The 15693-nt window shown below is 51.9% G+C and carries 14 protein-coding genes and 1 tRNA gene; 7 read left to right on the top strand and 8 right to left on the bottom strand.

Annotated features, from left to right (window positions below):
* Positions 1-50: 50 nt before the first annotated feature.
* The 4 genes from VFA09_07440 to VFA09_07425 all read right to left on the bottom strand — a co-directional run bounded on the left by VFA09_07440 (position 51) and on the right by VFA09_07425 (position 3986).
* Complete coding sequence (locus tag VFA09_07440; protein HZU67095.1) at positions 51-266, bottom strand: hypothetical protein; 216 nt, start codon at positions 264-266, stop codon at positions 51-53.
* 141 nt (positions 267-407) lie between these two features.
* The gene (locus VFA09_07435; GenBank protein ID HZU67094.1) at positions 408-2261 is read right to left on the bottom strand and encodes a S9 family peptidase; all 1854 of its coding nucleotides are present in this window, start codon (positions 2259-2261) and stop codon (positions 408-410) included.
* A 50-nt stretch (positions 2262-2311) separates the two neighbouring features.
* Positions 2312-2557 carry a DUF433 domain-containing protein gene (locus VFA09_07430; protein HZU67093.1) on the bottom strand — a complete coding sequence of 82 codons (246 nt, stop codon included), beginning with the start codon at positions 2555-2557 and terminating at the stop codon, positions 2312-2314.
* Between the two features lie 124 nt (positions 2558-2681).
* Entirely contained in the window at positions 2682-3986 is a 1305-nt protein-coding gene (locus tag VFA09_07425) for a glycosyltransferase family 39 protein (protein ID HZU67092.1), read from the bottom strand.
* A 268-nt stretch (positions 3987-4254) separates the two neighbouring features.
* Between VFA09_07425 and VFA09_07420 the strand changes: the two genes are divergently transcribed.
* Positions 4255-5271, top strand: coding sequence for a tyrosine-type recombinase/integrase (locus VFA09_07420; GenBank protein HZU67091.1), 1017 nt, complete (start codon positions 4255-4257; stop codon positions 5269-5271).
* Between the two features lie 56 nt (positions 5272-5327).
* Here the strand turns inward: VFA09_07420 and VFA09_07415 are convergent, their stop codons facing one another.
* The 3 genes from VFA09_07415 to VFA09_07405 all read right to left on the bottom strand — a co-directional run bounded on the left by VFA09_07415 (position 5328) and on the right by VFA09_07405 (position 9461).
* Positions 5328-5981, bottom strand: a complete 654-nt coding sequence (locus VFA09_07415; GenBank protein ID HZU67090.1) for a hypothetical protein — start codon at positions 5979-5981, stop codon at positions 5328-5330.
* 103 nt (positions 5982-6084) lie between these two features.
* Positions 6085-8580: a ComEC/Rec2 family competence protein gene (locus VFA09_07410; GenBank protein ID HZU67089.1), complete on the bottom strand. Its 2496-nt coding sequence runs from the start codon at positions 8578-8580 to the stop codon at positions 6085-6087.
* Between the two features lie 71 nt (positions 8581-8651).
* Positions 8652-9461, bottom strand: a complete 810-nt coding sequence (locus VFA09_07405) for a ComEA family DNA-binding protein (protein ID HZU67088.1) — start codon at positions 9459-9461, stop codon at positions 8652-8654.
* A gap of 349 nt (positions 9462-9810) precedes the next feature.
* Between VFA09_07405 and VFA09_07400 the strand changes: the two genes are divergently transcribed.
* A complete protein-coding gene (locus VFA09_07400) occupies positions 9811-9978 on the top strand; it encodes a hypothetical protein (protein HZU67087.1) in 168 nt (55 codons plus the stop codon).
* Between the two features lie 176 nt (positions 9979-10154).
* Entirely contained in the window at positions 10155-10595 is a 441-nt protein-coding gene (locus VFA09_07395; GenBank protein HZU67086.1) for a DUF2267 domain-containing protein, read from the top strand.
* 221 nt (positions 10596-10816) lie between these two features.
* Here the strand turns inward: VFA09_07395 and VFA09_07390 are convergent.
* Positions 10817-10889: transfer RNA gene (locus VFA09_07390), tRNA-Arg, on the bottom strand.
* 212 nt (positions 10890-11101) lie between these two features.
* On the opposite strand from VFA09_07390, the gene VFA09_07385 reads away from it, so the two are divergent.
* The 4 genes from VFA09_07385 to VFA09_07370 all read left to right on the top strand — a co-directional run bounded on the left by VFA09_07385 (position 11102) and on the right by VFA09_07370 (position 15656).
* On the top strand, positions 11102-11419 hold the full coding sequence (locus VFA09_07385; protein ID HZU67085.1) for a hypothetical protein: 318 nt from the start codon (positions 11102-11104) through the stop codon (positions 11417-11419).
* Between the two features lie 247 nt (positions 11420-11666).
* Positions 11667-13370 (top strand): peptide ABC transporter substrate-binding protein, encoded by a 1704-nt coding sequence (locus tag VFA09_07380; GenBank protein HZU67084.1) that lies wholly within the window; start codon positions 11667-11669, stop codon positions 13368-13370.
* 325 nt (positions 13371-13695) lie between these two features.
* Positions 13696-14658: an ABC transporter permease gene (locus VFA09_07375; protein HZU67083.1), complete on the top strand. Its 963-nt coding sequence runs from the start codon at positions 13696-13698 to the stop codon at positions 14656-14658.
* A 41-nt stretch (positions 14659-14699) separates the two neighbouring features.
* Positions 14700-15656, top strand: a complete 957-nt coding sequence (locus VFA09_07370; protein ID HZU67082.1) for an ABC transporter permease — start codon at positions 14700-14702, stop codon at positions 15654-15656.
* The last annotated feature ends 37 nt before the right edge of the window (positions 15657-15693 follow it).

The raw sequence follows: 15693 nt of genomic DNA, 5'->3' as shown, positions 1-15693 counted from the left end.
ATGGGTAATCACCAGGTTATGTAGCCCGCCTGGCATTACGTATATGCGAACTAAGGGTCATCGGCATCGTTAGCACAAGAAGGTAACACCAGGAAATCAAGGCTGTAGGGGCAACTCCCAATATCGCAGCAGATCATGATGCGCTTGCGATCCCATCTATCGACGAGTAGACCACCCAGCAGTCCAATAAAAATAACAGGCAATGCTCGTAGGGCAGCGGTAAAGCCGGCATCGGCTGGAGAATGTGTTACAGCGAGCACCAGCAAGGGAAAGGCGAGTTCCGAAGAACAATCATACAGTAGAGAGAGGCTAATGTCAAAAGTGGCCGTGGGTATTATATAGAGAAATGGAACACATCAGAATATTTGGACTTTGACCTTAATTGCTAGTAGCCTCTATTCTTTGCGCTAGCCAAGATACGTATCAAGGAAATGAGCAATGGCTGGGTAGGCAAGCAGGCGATTAGCGCGCTTAATAAGCCCGTGACCCTCGTCCTCAAAACGCATATATTCGACGGGGACATTCCGCGAGCGCAGCGCAGCGACGATTTGCTCGGCTTCTCCCACCGGCACACGTGGATCGTTTGCGCCATGCACTACAAACAGGGGCGCGGCAATACGATCTACATGACGGATAGGTGAGATTTGCTCCAGGAATGCGCGGTCATTCTCCAGGCTGCCATACTCGGCCTCACGCAGTTTGCGCCGCCAGGGGCCTGTATTTTCCAGGAACGTCACAAAATTGGCGATGCCCACAATATCCACGGCTGCGGCCCAGAGATCTGGATAGGTAGTGATGGCTGCAAGAACCATGAATCCACCATAACTGCCACCCATAACGGCAATATGCTGCGGGTCGGCAATACCCCTATCGCGTAGCCAGTACACCGCCTGTTGCAGATCCGCTACCGAATCCATGCGCAGGCGTACATCATCCAGGCTCTGATAATGATAGCCATAACCTGTGCTGCCACGGACGTTTGGAGCAAGTACGCCAAACCCATGCGCTACAAAGTATTGAATGACAGGATTGAAGATCGGGCGGGACTGGCTCTCCGGCCCACCATGTACGTAAATGACAACGGGAAGTTTCGCCGCTTGCCGGTGCTGCGGCAGGTAGAGGAAAGCGGGTATTTCCAGCCCATCAAACGTGGGATAATGCACCAGCTCTGGCTGCACCAGCGTATGCTGAGGGATGCCACCTAGAGAACTCCTGGTAGCGCGCCAGAGAATTTGTTCTTCTATATCCCATATCCATATATCAGGAGCGTCATCGGCAGTGTTGAGGGTGAGCGCCAGGCGCTTTCCGTCGCGAGACCAGGTGATTTCGGGAATGGTACACTCTGGCAGCGCTGGCACTGGCAGTTCGCGTCGTGAATCCCAACCGGCAGCGGTATCGAAGAGTTTCAATCGTGAGTAGCCATTTTCGTTGGTGACAAGGGCCATGCGCTTGCCGTCATCGGTTAGCGCCAGGTTCTCAGCATCCCAGTGTTCGTCGCGGAGATAGGTCAACTCGGTAGAACTGAGATCAAGCCACGCAAGCGAAAGAAATTCCCGACCGGCGTTGCTGAGGAGATACAGCCCTTTTCTATCTGCTGACCAGGCCGGTTTTTCAAACTGAGCAGGGCCTTTTATGTCGCTGTCCGCCGGCGTCAGGGTATGGGCATCAAGTGTGGCTCTATTAACCAGAATGAGCTGGTTACGTACATTCGATTCATAGCGAGTTACCAGCACCTGCGTGCCATCAGGAGAATAGGAGATGGGGTAATTTGTGCCGTCCTGCTGTAGCAGCAAGCGCGACTGGTGGGTTTCCAGCGAAAGCTCGTAGACATCGAAATAGCGCCCATCGCGTTCATTACTGGCATAAAGGATGCTCTTGCCATCATGCGACCAGTTGCCAAACTGATAGATTACTTCGGGTTGATCGGTAAGTGCGGTAAAGGTCGAGCCATCGGCGCTAAGCATATAGAGCTGCGTGCGTTCGTTGCCGCCTCTATCGGCGGTTACCAGTAGGGACAGCGCCTGCCGCCTGTCCTTGTCCGCCGGTGAAAAGGTAGCGCTCGCAACCCGTTCGCCACGAAACGTAAGCTGATCGGGCCATGATGGGGCAGGAGAATGGACATCGATAGGAACACTCCAGACCTCGGCCACACCGGTGATATCGGTGAGAAAGCTAATCTTTTGGCCATCCGGCGAGAAGCTAGCGCCATAGGCGGAACGAACGTTGAGAAAGCGGTCAAAACTATATTTTTCGGCTGTCATACGGTTTCCATATCTATGAAGAGGGTCGGGACAGAGACGAGCCGCTGTCCCTACTCTTCTGATGCGAGTCGGTTCGTAAAGGGAGTCACATGGTCAAAGCGGACGGATTCGGCAGCAAATTCTAATGCTGCATGAATCTCCTCTCTAGTAATATGAGGGTAATCCTCTAAAATTTGCTCAACCGTTTGTCCAGCAGCCAATTTTCGCAAGATAAGCCCAACAGTGATACGTGTCCCTTTGATGACCGGTTTGCCAACCATGATTTTGGGATCAGATATGATCTGAGGCTTCTCCATAGGCCATACTCCTTTCTTCTTTGCCTATAGCTATTGTAACATATGTTCCCCTGTTTGTGTTCAATGAAATAAAGAAACCAGGACGATTGAAAAGTCGAGCCAGGACAGGGACAAACCGCAGTCCCTACAGGCCTTTTTTGATCATCCATCGCAATGTTCCTCGCTCCTGCGATACCAGCCACCAGATGCCAGCGGATGCCAGGAGGATGAGTATCGGTTCGATGGGCGCACGAAAACGCGCGCTACCATAGTAGATCAGGCTTTCTCCAATCGTGAGCAGAATGATGAAGTAGAGAAACAGCAGTTCGCGCCAGCGCCAGAAGGTGACAGCAAGTCCGAGAGCGGCCAGTATGAAAACAGCAATAGGAACGGTCTTCATCATTGCCAGTACGATTTGTGAAGATCGTTGATTGGAGAAACGCTCTACGGGCAGGTCTGCCTCGATGGTAGCGGGTTGCCACATATTGAGAAAATGCAGCGCCAGCAGGTGAGGTAGAACGCTAGTGTGGCTCTCAATCCATTGAAGCGCGGCTTTTTTGTAAGTTGCTTCGCGTGCAACTTCACAGGTTGGCGTGCAGGTGTATAAAGGAAAGGGTTTTGTGACCTCTGGGGCCGATTTGAGCGGGTTAATCCATGATCCCAGGTATCCAGGGGTGGTCAAAACGGCGTTGTTGTAGGCGCCTAGCAGCACCGTGCCATCTCCTGTCGCCACCGGAATGAAGGCATGTGAATCGAGATAATTACGGACAGTCCAGGGCGCTATGAGGACGAGAGCAATAACCGTCATTATCACTACTCCCCTGGCCGCAAGTCTCCATGATACTACCTTTATCCAGACCATAATGAGCGCCCAGGTGATGACCAACCCAATCACTGCCAGTCCATTTGGCCGCGTGAGCGAAAGTAGTCCAGGTAAAATGCCCGCTACAATCCACAGGCCCTTTGCCTGCTGTGGAGCGCGTTGGATACGATAGAGCGTATAGCAGAGGGCGAAGAGGAGAAAGATGTACAACGATTCGGTATAGAGCCAGCCGTCATAGATATAGAGTTCGGGGTAAATCGCCGCGATAATTCCCGCGACGATACCTATGCGCCGATTGAAGAGATCTCTGGCAAACAGGTAGACCAGCACGCAGGTGCCGGAGCCAATAATAGACAAAAAGATGCGCGCAAAATAGTCGCTCGGCCCAAAAATGACAGAAATGCCCGCTATGATGAATGGCCACAAAGGGGCGCGATACACCGTTGATATATGGGATTGCAGGCAAAAACAATGTTCCCTGAGTAAATTGAGTCCAATAGTCTGGTAAAACAACGAGTCATGCAAGGGATAATAATGAGCCGCGACTGTGTCGTTGTAGACAACGCGCACCAACAATGCCAGGCAAAAAATACAGGCCGCGGGAAGCCACTCTCTCACACGTTTCATACTGGTGCAATCCGTTCGATGATAGCCTTTTGAATGAAATCTACTTGTTTGAGACGAGCCGTATATGGGCAGGTAACAAACTTCTGTTCGTATTTGAACATGCTTGCTAAACCTGCTATAATGAAAAACGTGGAAGAAGTAGGGACAGTGGCCTCTCCGCTCGACTTGCCTGAGTGCGAAGCACGAGCCGCGAACGAGCGGCATTGGCAAGGCGGGTAGGTGCCAGGCCCTATCCTGGTAAGCATAAAATCAAGGAGGGATCAACGCCATGGAGAAGAAGGACGCACAGCAACAAATGTCACCGGAACCTGTTCTCACTGAAGATAGCACCGTTCTGCAGGCCAACCTCTTCAGTGGCACTTCAACAGTGATCAGCGAACCGCCTGATCCCACAGAAACGCCTTTCCCACCACTGATTCGCACGAATCCACTGACTGATCAATCCAGCCTTTCAGCTTGCGTCATACCTTATCAACAGGCTTTGAAGCTAGTCGGTAAGTCTGACTACACTGTGACTTGTTTTCTCTCGGACCTCAAGATGTTCAGTGACTTTGCCGGGCGGGATACCCCTGTAGGGCGTATTACAAAGGAGCAACTGACCGATTGGCTCATGAAATTGCAGTTTGGTACAAAAGGCCAGGCGCCTGCACCCAAAACGATGGCCCGCCGCGTCACTTTCTTGAAAAATTTCTTCTCCTGGCTGGCCCGCGAAGGCGTCATTCGTGAGGACCCTTCGGCAAGTCTGGCGTTCAAGCGGCCCTTACCCCCGCTGCCGGAACTGCTCTTTGATGATGAGGTACAGCGCCTGCTGGAAGCGTCTGCCGGAGACCCGCGCTGCAATTGTCTTGTCTATCTTGTACTGAATGCGGGTTTGAAAAAAGAGGAGATCATGGGACTGAAATTAGAGCATATCGACCTTTCCGATCCACAGGCTCCTATGCTTACCGTCCATTTTCCTGCCGCGACCGGCAAGCAGCATCGCGAGCGCCGGCTCGCGCTTCCTGCCCAATTTACCACTATCCTGAAGCAATATATCACAAAGTATCGTCCTACCCAGGAGTTATTTGTGTGTACTGATCGCAACCTGAACTATATTCTGGCGCGAGCAGTCAAAGCGGCAGGCATCAAGAAGCGTGTGACCTTGCAGCTGCTGCGCGATACCTTCGCCGTGCAACAATTGAAGGCAGGCGTGCCACCAGAGGCGCTGCGTGAAAAACTTGGTCTTTCTGACGAGGCATGGCTGGAGTCACGCGAAAAGTATCGCCGGCTAGCGTTCGCAAAGTGAGTTTGAAGATTATCCATTGAGGCAATCAAAACAATATGCTTGATTGCCTCATATGCTTATCTTGGCTGGCCCATGATGATCTGGATGCTAGACTTGCGTTTGATCGCATTGCTTAGCATGATGGCATTGAATATAATAGCGCCAATCGCAAGAGGGCCAAGGCAGAAGAGGCCTATCCCCAATGTTAAAATGGTTCCGACAATCAGAACCGGCCAGTAAACGAGAAAGCTGCAGATCAGTAATACAATACCTACCGTTGTCTCTCCCGACATAAGCCAGCCTACACCATAGATGCCGAGGAAGATTGAGAGCAGCACTTCGACCAGTACCGCAGAGCTGCTCGAGCTGGATGTATTTACAACATTAACGCCAACGAGTGGCGGTGGGGCAGGAGCGTTGACAATATTCACATTGACCGAGCCGGGAAAAGGAGGATTGCCATAAGGTTGCCCATATCCAAAATTTGGTTGCGGTGGCTGCATATAGCCGGGCTGTTGAGGGGGATATGCCGGCTGCGGTGGCTGCATGTAGCCAGGCTGTGGTGAATAGCCCTGTCCATAACCTGCTATGGGCGCCCCATCCGTTGGATAGGGGCCATGGTTTGTCGGTGGCTGGGGTCTACCCATCATCGATGAGGTGATCGTTCCGCAAGAAGGACAGATAGCCATATTATCGGGCATCTCTCTCCCGCATCGTTCACAGGTTAACATGCTCTTTTCCCTTCTCGTTTAGCCAGTATCTTCATCAAGCAAACGTAAAATTGTTGCATTGCTGAGCATCATAACACATAGGACAGGATGTTGCAATGAATTTTTAACTTAAATTCCATCCATTACTACTACTAGTGATCTCCACATGATCTAACTGCGCGGTCTGTATCACCCGCCACGGAGCGCCCGCAAATGGCGCAGGACTGATAACCGAGCTTTGTCCGGCTTTACGCAGCTTTGCGCTTAACATAGCCGGTGTAATTACCAACAAGGATGGGTGAGCCAACTGTAAAATGTTGCTCAATGCAGCAGGAAACGTTTTGCCGGCCTCTCCCACGATTTGAACCACATTGGCCTGCAAAAAGCTGGGGTCTAGAGTGGAGGCCAGGCCGTTGAGGGCATATTTGCTGAGCGCGGCCACGCCTAACAGCAGCATGCGGAATCCGGGAGCAACAAGCCGCATAACCAGGCCGTTATCCAGGGCTTCGTCACTACTTTTGTGCAATGGCGACGGTGGCCAGAGTACTTGTAAAAGCACCTGCGAACCTATCGAAATTGTGGTATGTTGCCGAACCTGGATGTAGCTAAGGTCGCGGTCACTAATGGTACGTCGCCAGAGCGCATAGCTCGCAGTAGGATGCAGCATTCCCGCGTCGATGACTTCTCCAATCTGATAACGAGTCACGACATCCTGCAAACCGGCTAGATGGTCTGAGCGTGGCGTGGTCAAAATGACGGCGTCGAGCGAATGCTGCCAGATAGGAAGCGCGTTGTAGAGTTGTTGTGATAATGAATTTGCATCCATGCCGCCATCTATTAACACGCTCTTGCCATCAGGTGTTTGGATAAGAATGGATTCTCCTTGCGCGGGCTGTCCTGAGGGCCCGACATGGAGAAAGGTAATCGTCAATCGCCCGGCTGGCTGCGCCGCGTGGACAGATATAGCGGTTACCAGTACAATGATGAGCGCGGCGCTTATTTGCAAGATACGCCAGGTACGATATGAAAACAACGGAGGCGCTTTGTTAACTGCGCTCGTTCGCATAGTTTCCGGCCAGCGGCGGAAGAGAATAATTACCACAAGACCCAACAAGACATAATATCCCCAGGCGACCGGGACACTGATCGTGTTATTAACGAGTAAAAATGCTCCCGGAAGCCTGGCAAGCCAGGGAATAATTGTATTCAAAAACAATAGTGGCGGCTGTACAATCCAGCCGAAGAGAATGCCAATTTGTATGGAGAAAAACCCACCGGCACAAACCAGAAAGCCAGGCAGGATCAAAACTCCTAACAGAGGAACTGATAATATATTGGCCAGAGGCGCGATAAAGGAGACCTGAGAGAAAGTAATTGCAATAATTGGCCACGTCGCTACCTGAGCAGCTAGAGTAACGGCACTGATTTCGGCGACAATGTGTCCGAAAGGGAACTGTTCCAGGTAATGGAAAAAGTGCAGGAAGAATGGTGTGAGCATGAAGATGCCCAGTATACCCAGAAAAGAAAGCTGGAAACCTGCATCCCATAATACAAAAGGATCGACCATGCTCATAAGAAAAGCGGCAAGAGCTATGGCGGTATAGAAGTTATAGATACGCCCGATGCGTGGGGCGATAACCAGCAAAATGCCCATAATTCCCGCGCGTATTGCTGCCGGTCCTGCGCCACTCAAAATGGTGTACACAGCGATACTCAGCACTACGAGAATTGTTGCCAGCCAGCGCCGCCAGTTGCGGCGTTTTTGAGCGGGCAGCAATCTGGCCTGTTTATCGCGCTTTTCGTATAGCCATCGTGTGCTGGCTGAAACGAGGCCCGCGAGAATGGTTACTTTGAAGCCTGATGGCGCGATCAGATGTGCTGTGCCCGTCTCGTTGAAATATGGAATCAAGGGGATGAGGGCGGGCGTACGCAGGCTGAGCAGGATGGCGATGAGCAGGGCCGCCAGTGGTGGTGGAAGCGATTGTTCGATGGTAATGGCAAACTGCGTGCGTAATTGAAAGAGGGCGGCGATGATAGGATTACCGCCGCTGGCATTCACGGTCAATGCTGGAAAGGCCATGCTGGCGAAAATTTCGGGTGGACTATGTGGAGATGGAGGGTCGAGTTTGCCTTTGAGTTCGACGGCATCTCCATAATTTGGCCCATAAGGATTATCGATATATGAACCAGGTATGATGACGTCGATGCGCCCATGTGCATCCTGCCAGGATGATCCATTGTCGGTACTGGCGCTGGATACTTCGATGGTTAACAACCGGCTGCGCGCTTCCAATGTTGGTTCATCGGCTACTGTTCCCTGTACCTCAAGCTTCTTTTGCCCGATGAAGGCGCTGATAGCCTGGGGATCTCCATTTGATGAGACAATCGCATAGCGCCAGGCACCCAGCATGAGCCACAATACGATCAATGCGAGCAGTAACCCGCGGTCGCTGCGCCAGAAGATAATCACGCAGATCAGCGAGATGGTAGCGCCTATCAATGAAATCCCTACCGGAAGGTTTGTCCAGTTACCGATTACAATGCCCGCCAGCCATGAAACTGTTACTACTACCAGCACCAGTCCGTGGAGGTCTATCTCGCCTTTTTTCCTGTTTTCCACCGCTTGTTACCGCCAATTCACAGAAATTCTCATTGATAAGTCGCCGGATACTATGACTTCTGGTTGCTCTGCTAGACCGTTACCATGCTCTTAATCCGGTCATAGATTGACTTGCTAATGACCTGAAGCAATTGATCGACGGAAGTGTAGGGTCCATGCTGCTGGCGGTAATTCACAATGGCCTGGGCCGTTGTGCTACTTACATGCAGGTACGTACGTAGGTCGTCCACGCTGGCCGTGTTGATATTGACAAGTTGACCCGTGCTCGCACCTGGAGTTGTGCTCGCGCCCGGTTGAGGCACTCCGCCCACATACGATGGCGGTATTTCTCCGACGGCTACTACGTATATTTCCTCTCCATCGGTTAATTTCGCGGCCAGATTGAGCGCGACGAGGTTTGCGTCCGGCAAAGCGCCACCGGCGGCTTGCAGTAGTTGGAAAATACGGGCATCTGCCGGCAATGTGTAGACTCCCGGGTGTTTGACGGCTCCTGTCACATAGACCTGGATGTCCCCGCTGCCGCCAGGCGAATTAGCACTATTACCACTGCTTGAACTGGTACTAACACTATTCTGCTGTGAACTGACTGCGGAAGTATTGAGCAGTGAGGGACCCTGCCAGATGAAGAAAATCGCTACGGCCAGCAGCAGCGTGAGGATGATGGCGACAATGCGCGTAGGTTGCTTTTTTGGCGTCGGTTGTACAGGCGCGATGGATGCATCAATATATGGCTCATCTGAACTGCTGGGAGTTTGTGACACAGTCACGAATGGCACAGTGACGCTGATCTGCGGTAGAGTTTGTTGCTGCGAGAGTTGGTACTGTACCTGTACCTGTGACGCTGCTGGGCCCGGGTTGCGAAATTGTGGTTTTGGCTCCATTGTCCAAAGCCCTCCGACATAATCTCATCGGTGCTAAGAATAGCAGGCAAGAGCGACGGCTGTCAATATATTTTGAGAGGAAATTCTTAGGGAAAATACAATCAATCGCAAGGGGATTGTCCAATTGATCAGATCGTAATGGCTGCAAAGCACAGATTTGTACTACACTGCCTGACTTGAAGTGTGGAAACTTTTGGTAGGCAATGTTCGTGAAATCCATGATGGGTGGACTTGAGTACACTCATCTGTTCATGGATGTTCGTGTGAAGGAAAGTGCTAAGACAAAGGAGGTAGAAAGACGACAACTGGTCAACAGACGACAGGTGTGAGTAACGAATAGTATAACCTGGTGAGCATACTTTACCATGCGCTGCAAAGCTGCCAGACTTCTGCCGAGTATATCAAGGATGCTGAGCAGTCTGGCAACCAGCAGCTTGCTCAATTCCTGCGGCAGGTGCAGCAAGAGGATATGCAGAGGGCGCAGAAGGCGAAGCAACTCCTGGCACAGATGAGATAGGCTAGAGAGTTTCTGCGCGCTTTTCTTTGATTGGGAATGTGACGGAAAGCAACAGGGCGATGACTGCACGAGCGGAGTAGCGGTAGTTGGGCGGCGAGCATCAATCCTCGCCCTGTTGTATTGTTGCATAAGGTTATTGGGAAGTCAGTCAATTAGAAGGAGGAAGAAAAAATACGATGAAATACGATGAATTCATAGCACAGGTAGAGCGTCGTACCGGTCTTGATTCGCGAGATGCGGCTATCCGGGCCACAGGAGCTACATTTGAGACGCTGGCCGAACGCCTGGCCGGGGGTGAGGCAAAGGACCTGGCATCACAATTGCCTCCAGAAATTGGCGTCTATCTGGAACAACCTATGGCCGGAGCCGGAGAACCCTTTTCACTCGACGAGTTCTTCCAGCGTGTGAGCAAGCGTGAGGGCGTTCCTCTCGCTGACGCAACCTTCCATGCACGCGTTATCATAGCGCTTGTGAGTGAAGTTGTGACGATGGGCGAGATAGAAAATGTGCGCGCGCAACTTCCTGCCGATTTCCGCCAGCTCTTCGAGGTAGAAAATGAAGGGCAGGTGCCCGGTCAAGGAGTAATTGACGAGGAGGTCATTGAAGAGGGAAGCTGACTTTTTATGATATAATCGTGGTGAAGTCCCCGTAGCTCAGTGGAGAGGGCGCTGATTTGCAGCTATAGTTGATGAGTTTTGCAGTATCATCACTATACAGTAGCTTTTCAGGCCAGCTTAAATCAACTGGCCTTTTCTTGTTTTTGGAAAGGTTCAGGATCGAGTCCGATGGAACAATGGGCAGGAAAAAATATAAGTTGGGCCGCCAGTATGAGTTATAATGACGATGGCGGGACTTGAACCCGCAGCCTTTCACTTCGGAGGCGAACGCTCTATCCATTGAGCTACACCGTCTCACCTAAAGTGTAGCACAGGTGTCAAGGGAGGGGACAGGTACCAGGCGATTTCAATTGACGCCTATTTCTTCCTCTTAACAAACTTCTGAAAAACCCCTTACATTTCCCGCCTTCTTTCCATATAATACTAACAAGTAGGCGATGTTGACCTGGCTATAGAATGCTGGCGAAAACACTATTGGTGCGCTTACATGGAAAGGGGATATTTCAATGGCAGACCAAAGAGACGAAGATATCGTATTGAGGGCCGAGGCTCTCGATAGAGCTGAGCGGGCGAAGAGGAAAAAGTATACCTGGCGCGGGCTTGTTTTGTTGTTTATCGGTATCGTCCTCGTCGGGCTTGGTGTTGTCCTCAATACTGGTCCTGCATCCTCAGAAGGGCTTTTTGTGGCTCTCGGTGTGATTGTTCTCATTGCCAGTATCATTTCTTTCTTAATCGGACTAATCAATCCGTTCATTACTGATGTGATCAGATTTAACCGCAAGCGCCCCAGTCCCCCGGAAGCTGAAGAAGTGGAACAGCCCTGAGCAACAACACGTAAGCAAGTACCCTACCTACTACTCCTATAAACAGTGATTGTTGTGAGAAGTCTGTGAGAAATGACGTATAGTTAAGTATGTAACGCAATCCCTTGATTATCTTCAAGTGAATTTGTGTTATTGCCGCACTTTTTCTGGATAGAATAGAAGGCTGCTATCTCGAAACTGTGATGGGCGGTTCCCGCTAGCCGGGACACTATTTACCTCAATATTATTTTTACTCTAGGAGGACACAATGCTCAAGAAACCCCAGTCGCGTTTTCTTCTGATGTCCTTTTCCGTCCTGTCGGTGCTAATCCTGTTGCTGAGCGCCTGTGGCGCCCCCAGCACCAGCAACAATGGCAATGGCAGCAGCGGTGGCGGAACCGTCACGAAGGGGGGCACCTGGACCGATGATCTGTACGAAGAGCCTGATTCGCTCATCCCTAATGCCTCTTCGGAAACCTTCTCGGATATGGTCGACCAGGCGATCTATGCCCCGTTGTTCTATGGCGATGCCCAGGGCCAGATCCATCCCGGACTGGTGACCGAGATGCCCACCACCGCTAATGGCGGCATCAGCGCTGATCTGAAGACCTGGACCTTCCACCTGCGTCCCGGCCTCAAGTGGAGCGATGGCCAGCCCGAGGATGCCCGCGATGTCGATTTCAGCTGGCGCCTGTGGACTGACGGCAAGTTCCCGGCCGCCAGTACCATCGGCTTCAACCTGATCACCGGCGCGGATATCTCTTCAGACAACCTCAGCATCACCTTCCATCTCAAACAAGCCTTCTCTCCTTTCGTTTCGATCTGGACCGACGGCCTCACCTCGCCGTTACCGGCCCATCACTACAGTGGGGAGAACCCGGCCTCTATCCAGACCACGCCCGATAACCTCAACCCTTCGGTGACCAGTGGCCCATTCAAGATGAGCGAGAGCAAGCCGGGCGACCACTATACTGTGGTGAAAAACCCCAACTACTACCAGGCCGCGCAGGGCTATCCTTACCTCAATAGTATTGTGTTCCGCATCGTCACCGACCAGAACACGATTCTCAAGGACCTGCAAGCCGGCACGATCACCTCGTCGTGGTTCCTGGATGTGACCAAGGTGGTGGCCTATCAGGCGCTCAGCAATTACAAGCTGACCAACAACCCCAACTCGTCGAACTTCGAGGCCATGTACTTCGACTTCCACAATCCGATTCTGGGCACCGATGTCAATGTGCGCAAAGCCATGGCCATGGCCATCGATCACCAGGCCTTGATTGTGACTGCCCGGCGCGGAGAGGCTGTACCGTTGTGTACCGATCATGGCAAGAGCTACAATCCGGGCTATGAACCCAATGCGCCCTGTCCGCCGTTTGACCAGAAAGCAGCAGGCAACCTGTTGACGCAGGATGGCTGGGTGATGGGCTCGGATGGCTACCGGCATAAGGGCGGCAAGACACTGGAGTTCAAGTATTCGACGACGGCCAACAACTACTGGCGCGCCGATGACGAACTGATCATCCAGCAGGACTTCCAGGCCATTGGCATTAAGATCGACATCCAGAACTATCCGGCCAGCACCTTCTTTGGCACGTTCTTGACCGATGGCAGGCCGGGGGTCTACGACATCGCGGAGTTCGAGGACTCGTTCACCTACGATGCCGATGACTCGGGGTTGTTTGCCTGCAACCAGTTCCCGCCGGCGGGCTTCAACATTGACTTCTACTGCAACCACCAGCTGGATCAGCTCTTTGTGCAGGAGCAGTCGACGGCCGATCCGTCGCAGCGGCAGGCGATCTTCAACCAGATTCACCAGATCTACCTGACGGAATTCCCGTTCATCACGTTGTACTCGCCGACAGACATCGCGATGCACAAGCTGACGGCGCAGAACTACAATCCCGGTCCGATGGGAGCGCAGGAGGACAATCAGGTCTGGACCTGGTGGTGTACCAACGCTCAATGCTAGTAGTGGATGTACCGGGCGACCACAAGGGTACGCCCCTACATGAACGTTGATACCTCTTCGTTAGATCGTAATACACTCCGGTTGGATACTTTCCAGGTATTCAACCGGAGCGATTGTAATCTGTAGGGACAGTGGCCTGTCCCTGTCCTCGTTGGGGAGCAGCATCGTCACCTGGACCGCAGGCAGGACAGGGACAGGCCGCTGTCCCTACAGGACTTTTAGAAGGCCATAATGTAGCGTGCGGACTATTGACGTCAACATATAGAGATATGGTAAACTATTAGAAACGTTTCCCGTCCTTGTCTTGTATCCTTTGGAGGTGCTTATGGGACGATACATCATCAGGCGCATTCTGCAGGCGATTCCGTTATTATTTCTGGTGTCCATCTTCATGTTCACGTTGATTCACTTGATGCCCGGTGGCCCAGATCAGGTGTTGTTTAATCCCCATTTGAGTCCTGCCAGCAGGGCCGCGATGCGTGCCCGTTTTGGGCTGGATGATCCGGTACCTATCCAATACCTGAAATGGTTGGGAAATGCCTTGACCGGAAATTTCGGGTTCTCCTTCGGTACAAACCAGCCCGTCATACAAGTTCTGCAAGAGCGCTTCCCCGCGACGCTGGAGCTATTTGTCACCGGGCTTACTCTGGCGCTCATTCTGGCAATCACCCTGGGAACCATCTCAGCTGTACGCCAGGGCACACTTACCGATTATTCCCTCACGATCATTTCCTACATTGGCATTTGCACCCCGATCTTTCTTTTTGGCCTCTTCGCCCAGTATATCTTCGGGGTCTTGTTACACTGGCTCCCTACCTCAGGGATGCAAACGCTTGGATACACCCTGGATCCTTTCGACGCATTTATTGATCACCTGCAGCATCTCATCTTACCGATGTTGGTCCTGTCCATCACCTTCATTGCCGGTTGGAGCCGCTATATGCGCTCTAGCATGATTGAGGTCGTCAAGCAGGACTACATGCGCACGGCTCGTGCGAAAGGTGTTGGCCCGATAAAACAACTGATTGGTCACGCGCTCCGCAATGCCGTTATTCCACTGATTACCGTTGTCGCCCTTGATTTTGGCTCGGTGGCCGGAGGCGCCACGATTACTGAAGGCGTTTTTGCATGGCCAGGTATGGGTTTACTGTTCTTCCAGTCCCTGGAGATACGTGATTATCCAGTACTGCTGGCAATGTTAATGCTTGGCGCTGTGTTTGTTATTGGTTTTAATTTGATAGCGGATATCCTCTACGCAGTGATGGATCCGCGCATTCGTTACTCGTAGACTCTGGTCATCTACTACTTCTGCAATGAAAGGAGACAACCGTGGATATCTCTGAACAGCTGGGTACCTCCCAAACACAGGAAGATGTCGAGCCATTTCTTGAACTCACGACTGAGTTGGTCCAGAAGCGCCGGAGCCAGACCCGTATCATCTTCGATCGCTTTATACGCAACCGCGCGGCGGTCATCGGAGCATGTGCCTTGATAGGCATGGTCCTCTTCTGTTTCGTTGGTCCATATATCTGGCGCGATAATCCCAATGCTATCCCCTTGAATATTCCTCTAACAGGTCCCAGCACCTCGTTAGCGCCTCCTAGCCTGCAACACCCATTCGGAACCGATGATGTGGCACGTGATCAAATGGCTCGTGCTATGGTGGGTGGGCAGACATCGCTGCTGGTAGGTTTGATCTCGATGCTGATGGCCATTATCCTGGGTGTTGGTATTGGCGCTTTTGCCGGCTACTATGGAGGGATTATTGACAACCTCCTGATGCGCTTTACGGATATTGTCCTCGCAGTTCCCCTATATTTGCTGCTGTTTGTGCTTTCTGTGGCTTTCTCGGATGGCTCTCCAAGAAGTGTGATCATCTTGATTGCCATGCTTGGATGGACATATGCCGCGCGTCTGGTGCGCGGAGAATACCTCGCGCTAAAGGAGAGGGAATTTGTCCTTGCCTCGCGCACGATAGGGGCGAAAGATCTCCGCTTGATGTTCCGTCATATTTTGCCCAATGCGGCCGGGCCGATTATCGTCAATGCAACATTGCTGGTGGGTACAAATATCATTTTGGAGTCCGTTTTGAGCTACTTCGGCTTTGGTATTCAACCGCCAACTGCCAGCTGGGGCAGCATGATCGGAACAGGCAATGACTTTTTTGATGCCGACCCCTGGCTCATCTTTATACCGGGGCTGCTGATCTTCATTACGGTACTCAGCTTTAACCTGGTGGGCGATGGTCTGCGCGATGCCCTCGATCCCTACATGACGGAACGTTAGATTGGTGTGGATGATACCTGCTCATCTTATTAGCCGA

This window comes from Ktedonobacteraceae bacterium, assembly GCA_035653615.1.
Taxonomy (GTDB): Bacteria; Chloroflexota; Ktedonobacteria; order Ktedonobacterales; family Ktedonobacteraceae; genus DASRBN01.
The sequence above is the reverse complement of the archived record's forward strand: the minus strand, read 5'-3'. Positions and strand labels throughout refer to the sequence as shown.

Coding starts and splice junctions, on each gene's coding strand:
- VFA09_07435 (HZU67094.1), bottom strand. CDS start 2,261: ATGACAGCCGAAAAATATAGTTTTGACCGCTTTCTCAACGTTCGTTCC.
- VFA09_07430 (HZU67093.1), bottom strand. CDS start 2,557: ATGGAGAAGCCTCAGATCATATCTGATCCCAAAATCATGGTTGGCAAA.
- VFA09_07425 (HZU67092.1), bottom strand. CDS start 3,986: ATGAAACGTGTGAGAGAGTGGCTTCCCGCGGCCTGTATTTTTTGCCTG.
- VFA09_07420 (HZU67091.1), top strand. CDS start 4,255: ATGGAGAAGAAGGACGCACAGCAACAAATGTCACCGGAACCTGTTCTC.
- VFA09_07415 (HZU67090.1), bottom strand. CDS start 5,981: ATGTTAACCTGTGAACGATGCGGGAGAGAGATGCCCGATAATATGGCT.
- VFA09_07405 (HZU67088.1), bottom strand. CDS start 9,461: ATGGAGCCAAAACCACAATTTCGCAACCCGGGCCCAGCAGCGTCACAG.
- VFA09_07395 (HZU67086.1), top strand. CDS start 10,155: ATGAAATACGATGAATTCATAGCACAGGTAGAGCGTCGTACCGGTCTT.
- VFA09_07385 (HZU67085.1), top strand. CDS start 11,102: ATGGCAGACCAAAGAGACGAAGATATCGTATTGAGGGCCGAGGCTCTC.
- VFA09_07380 (HZU67084.1), top strand. CDS start 11,667: ATGCTCAAGAAACCCCAGTCGCGTTTTCTTCTGATGTCCTTTTCCGTC.
- VFA09_07375 (HZU67083.1), top strand. CDS start 13,696: ATGGGACGATACATCATCAGGCGCATTCTGCAGGCGATTCCGTTATTA.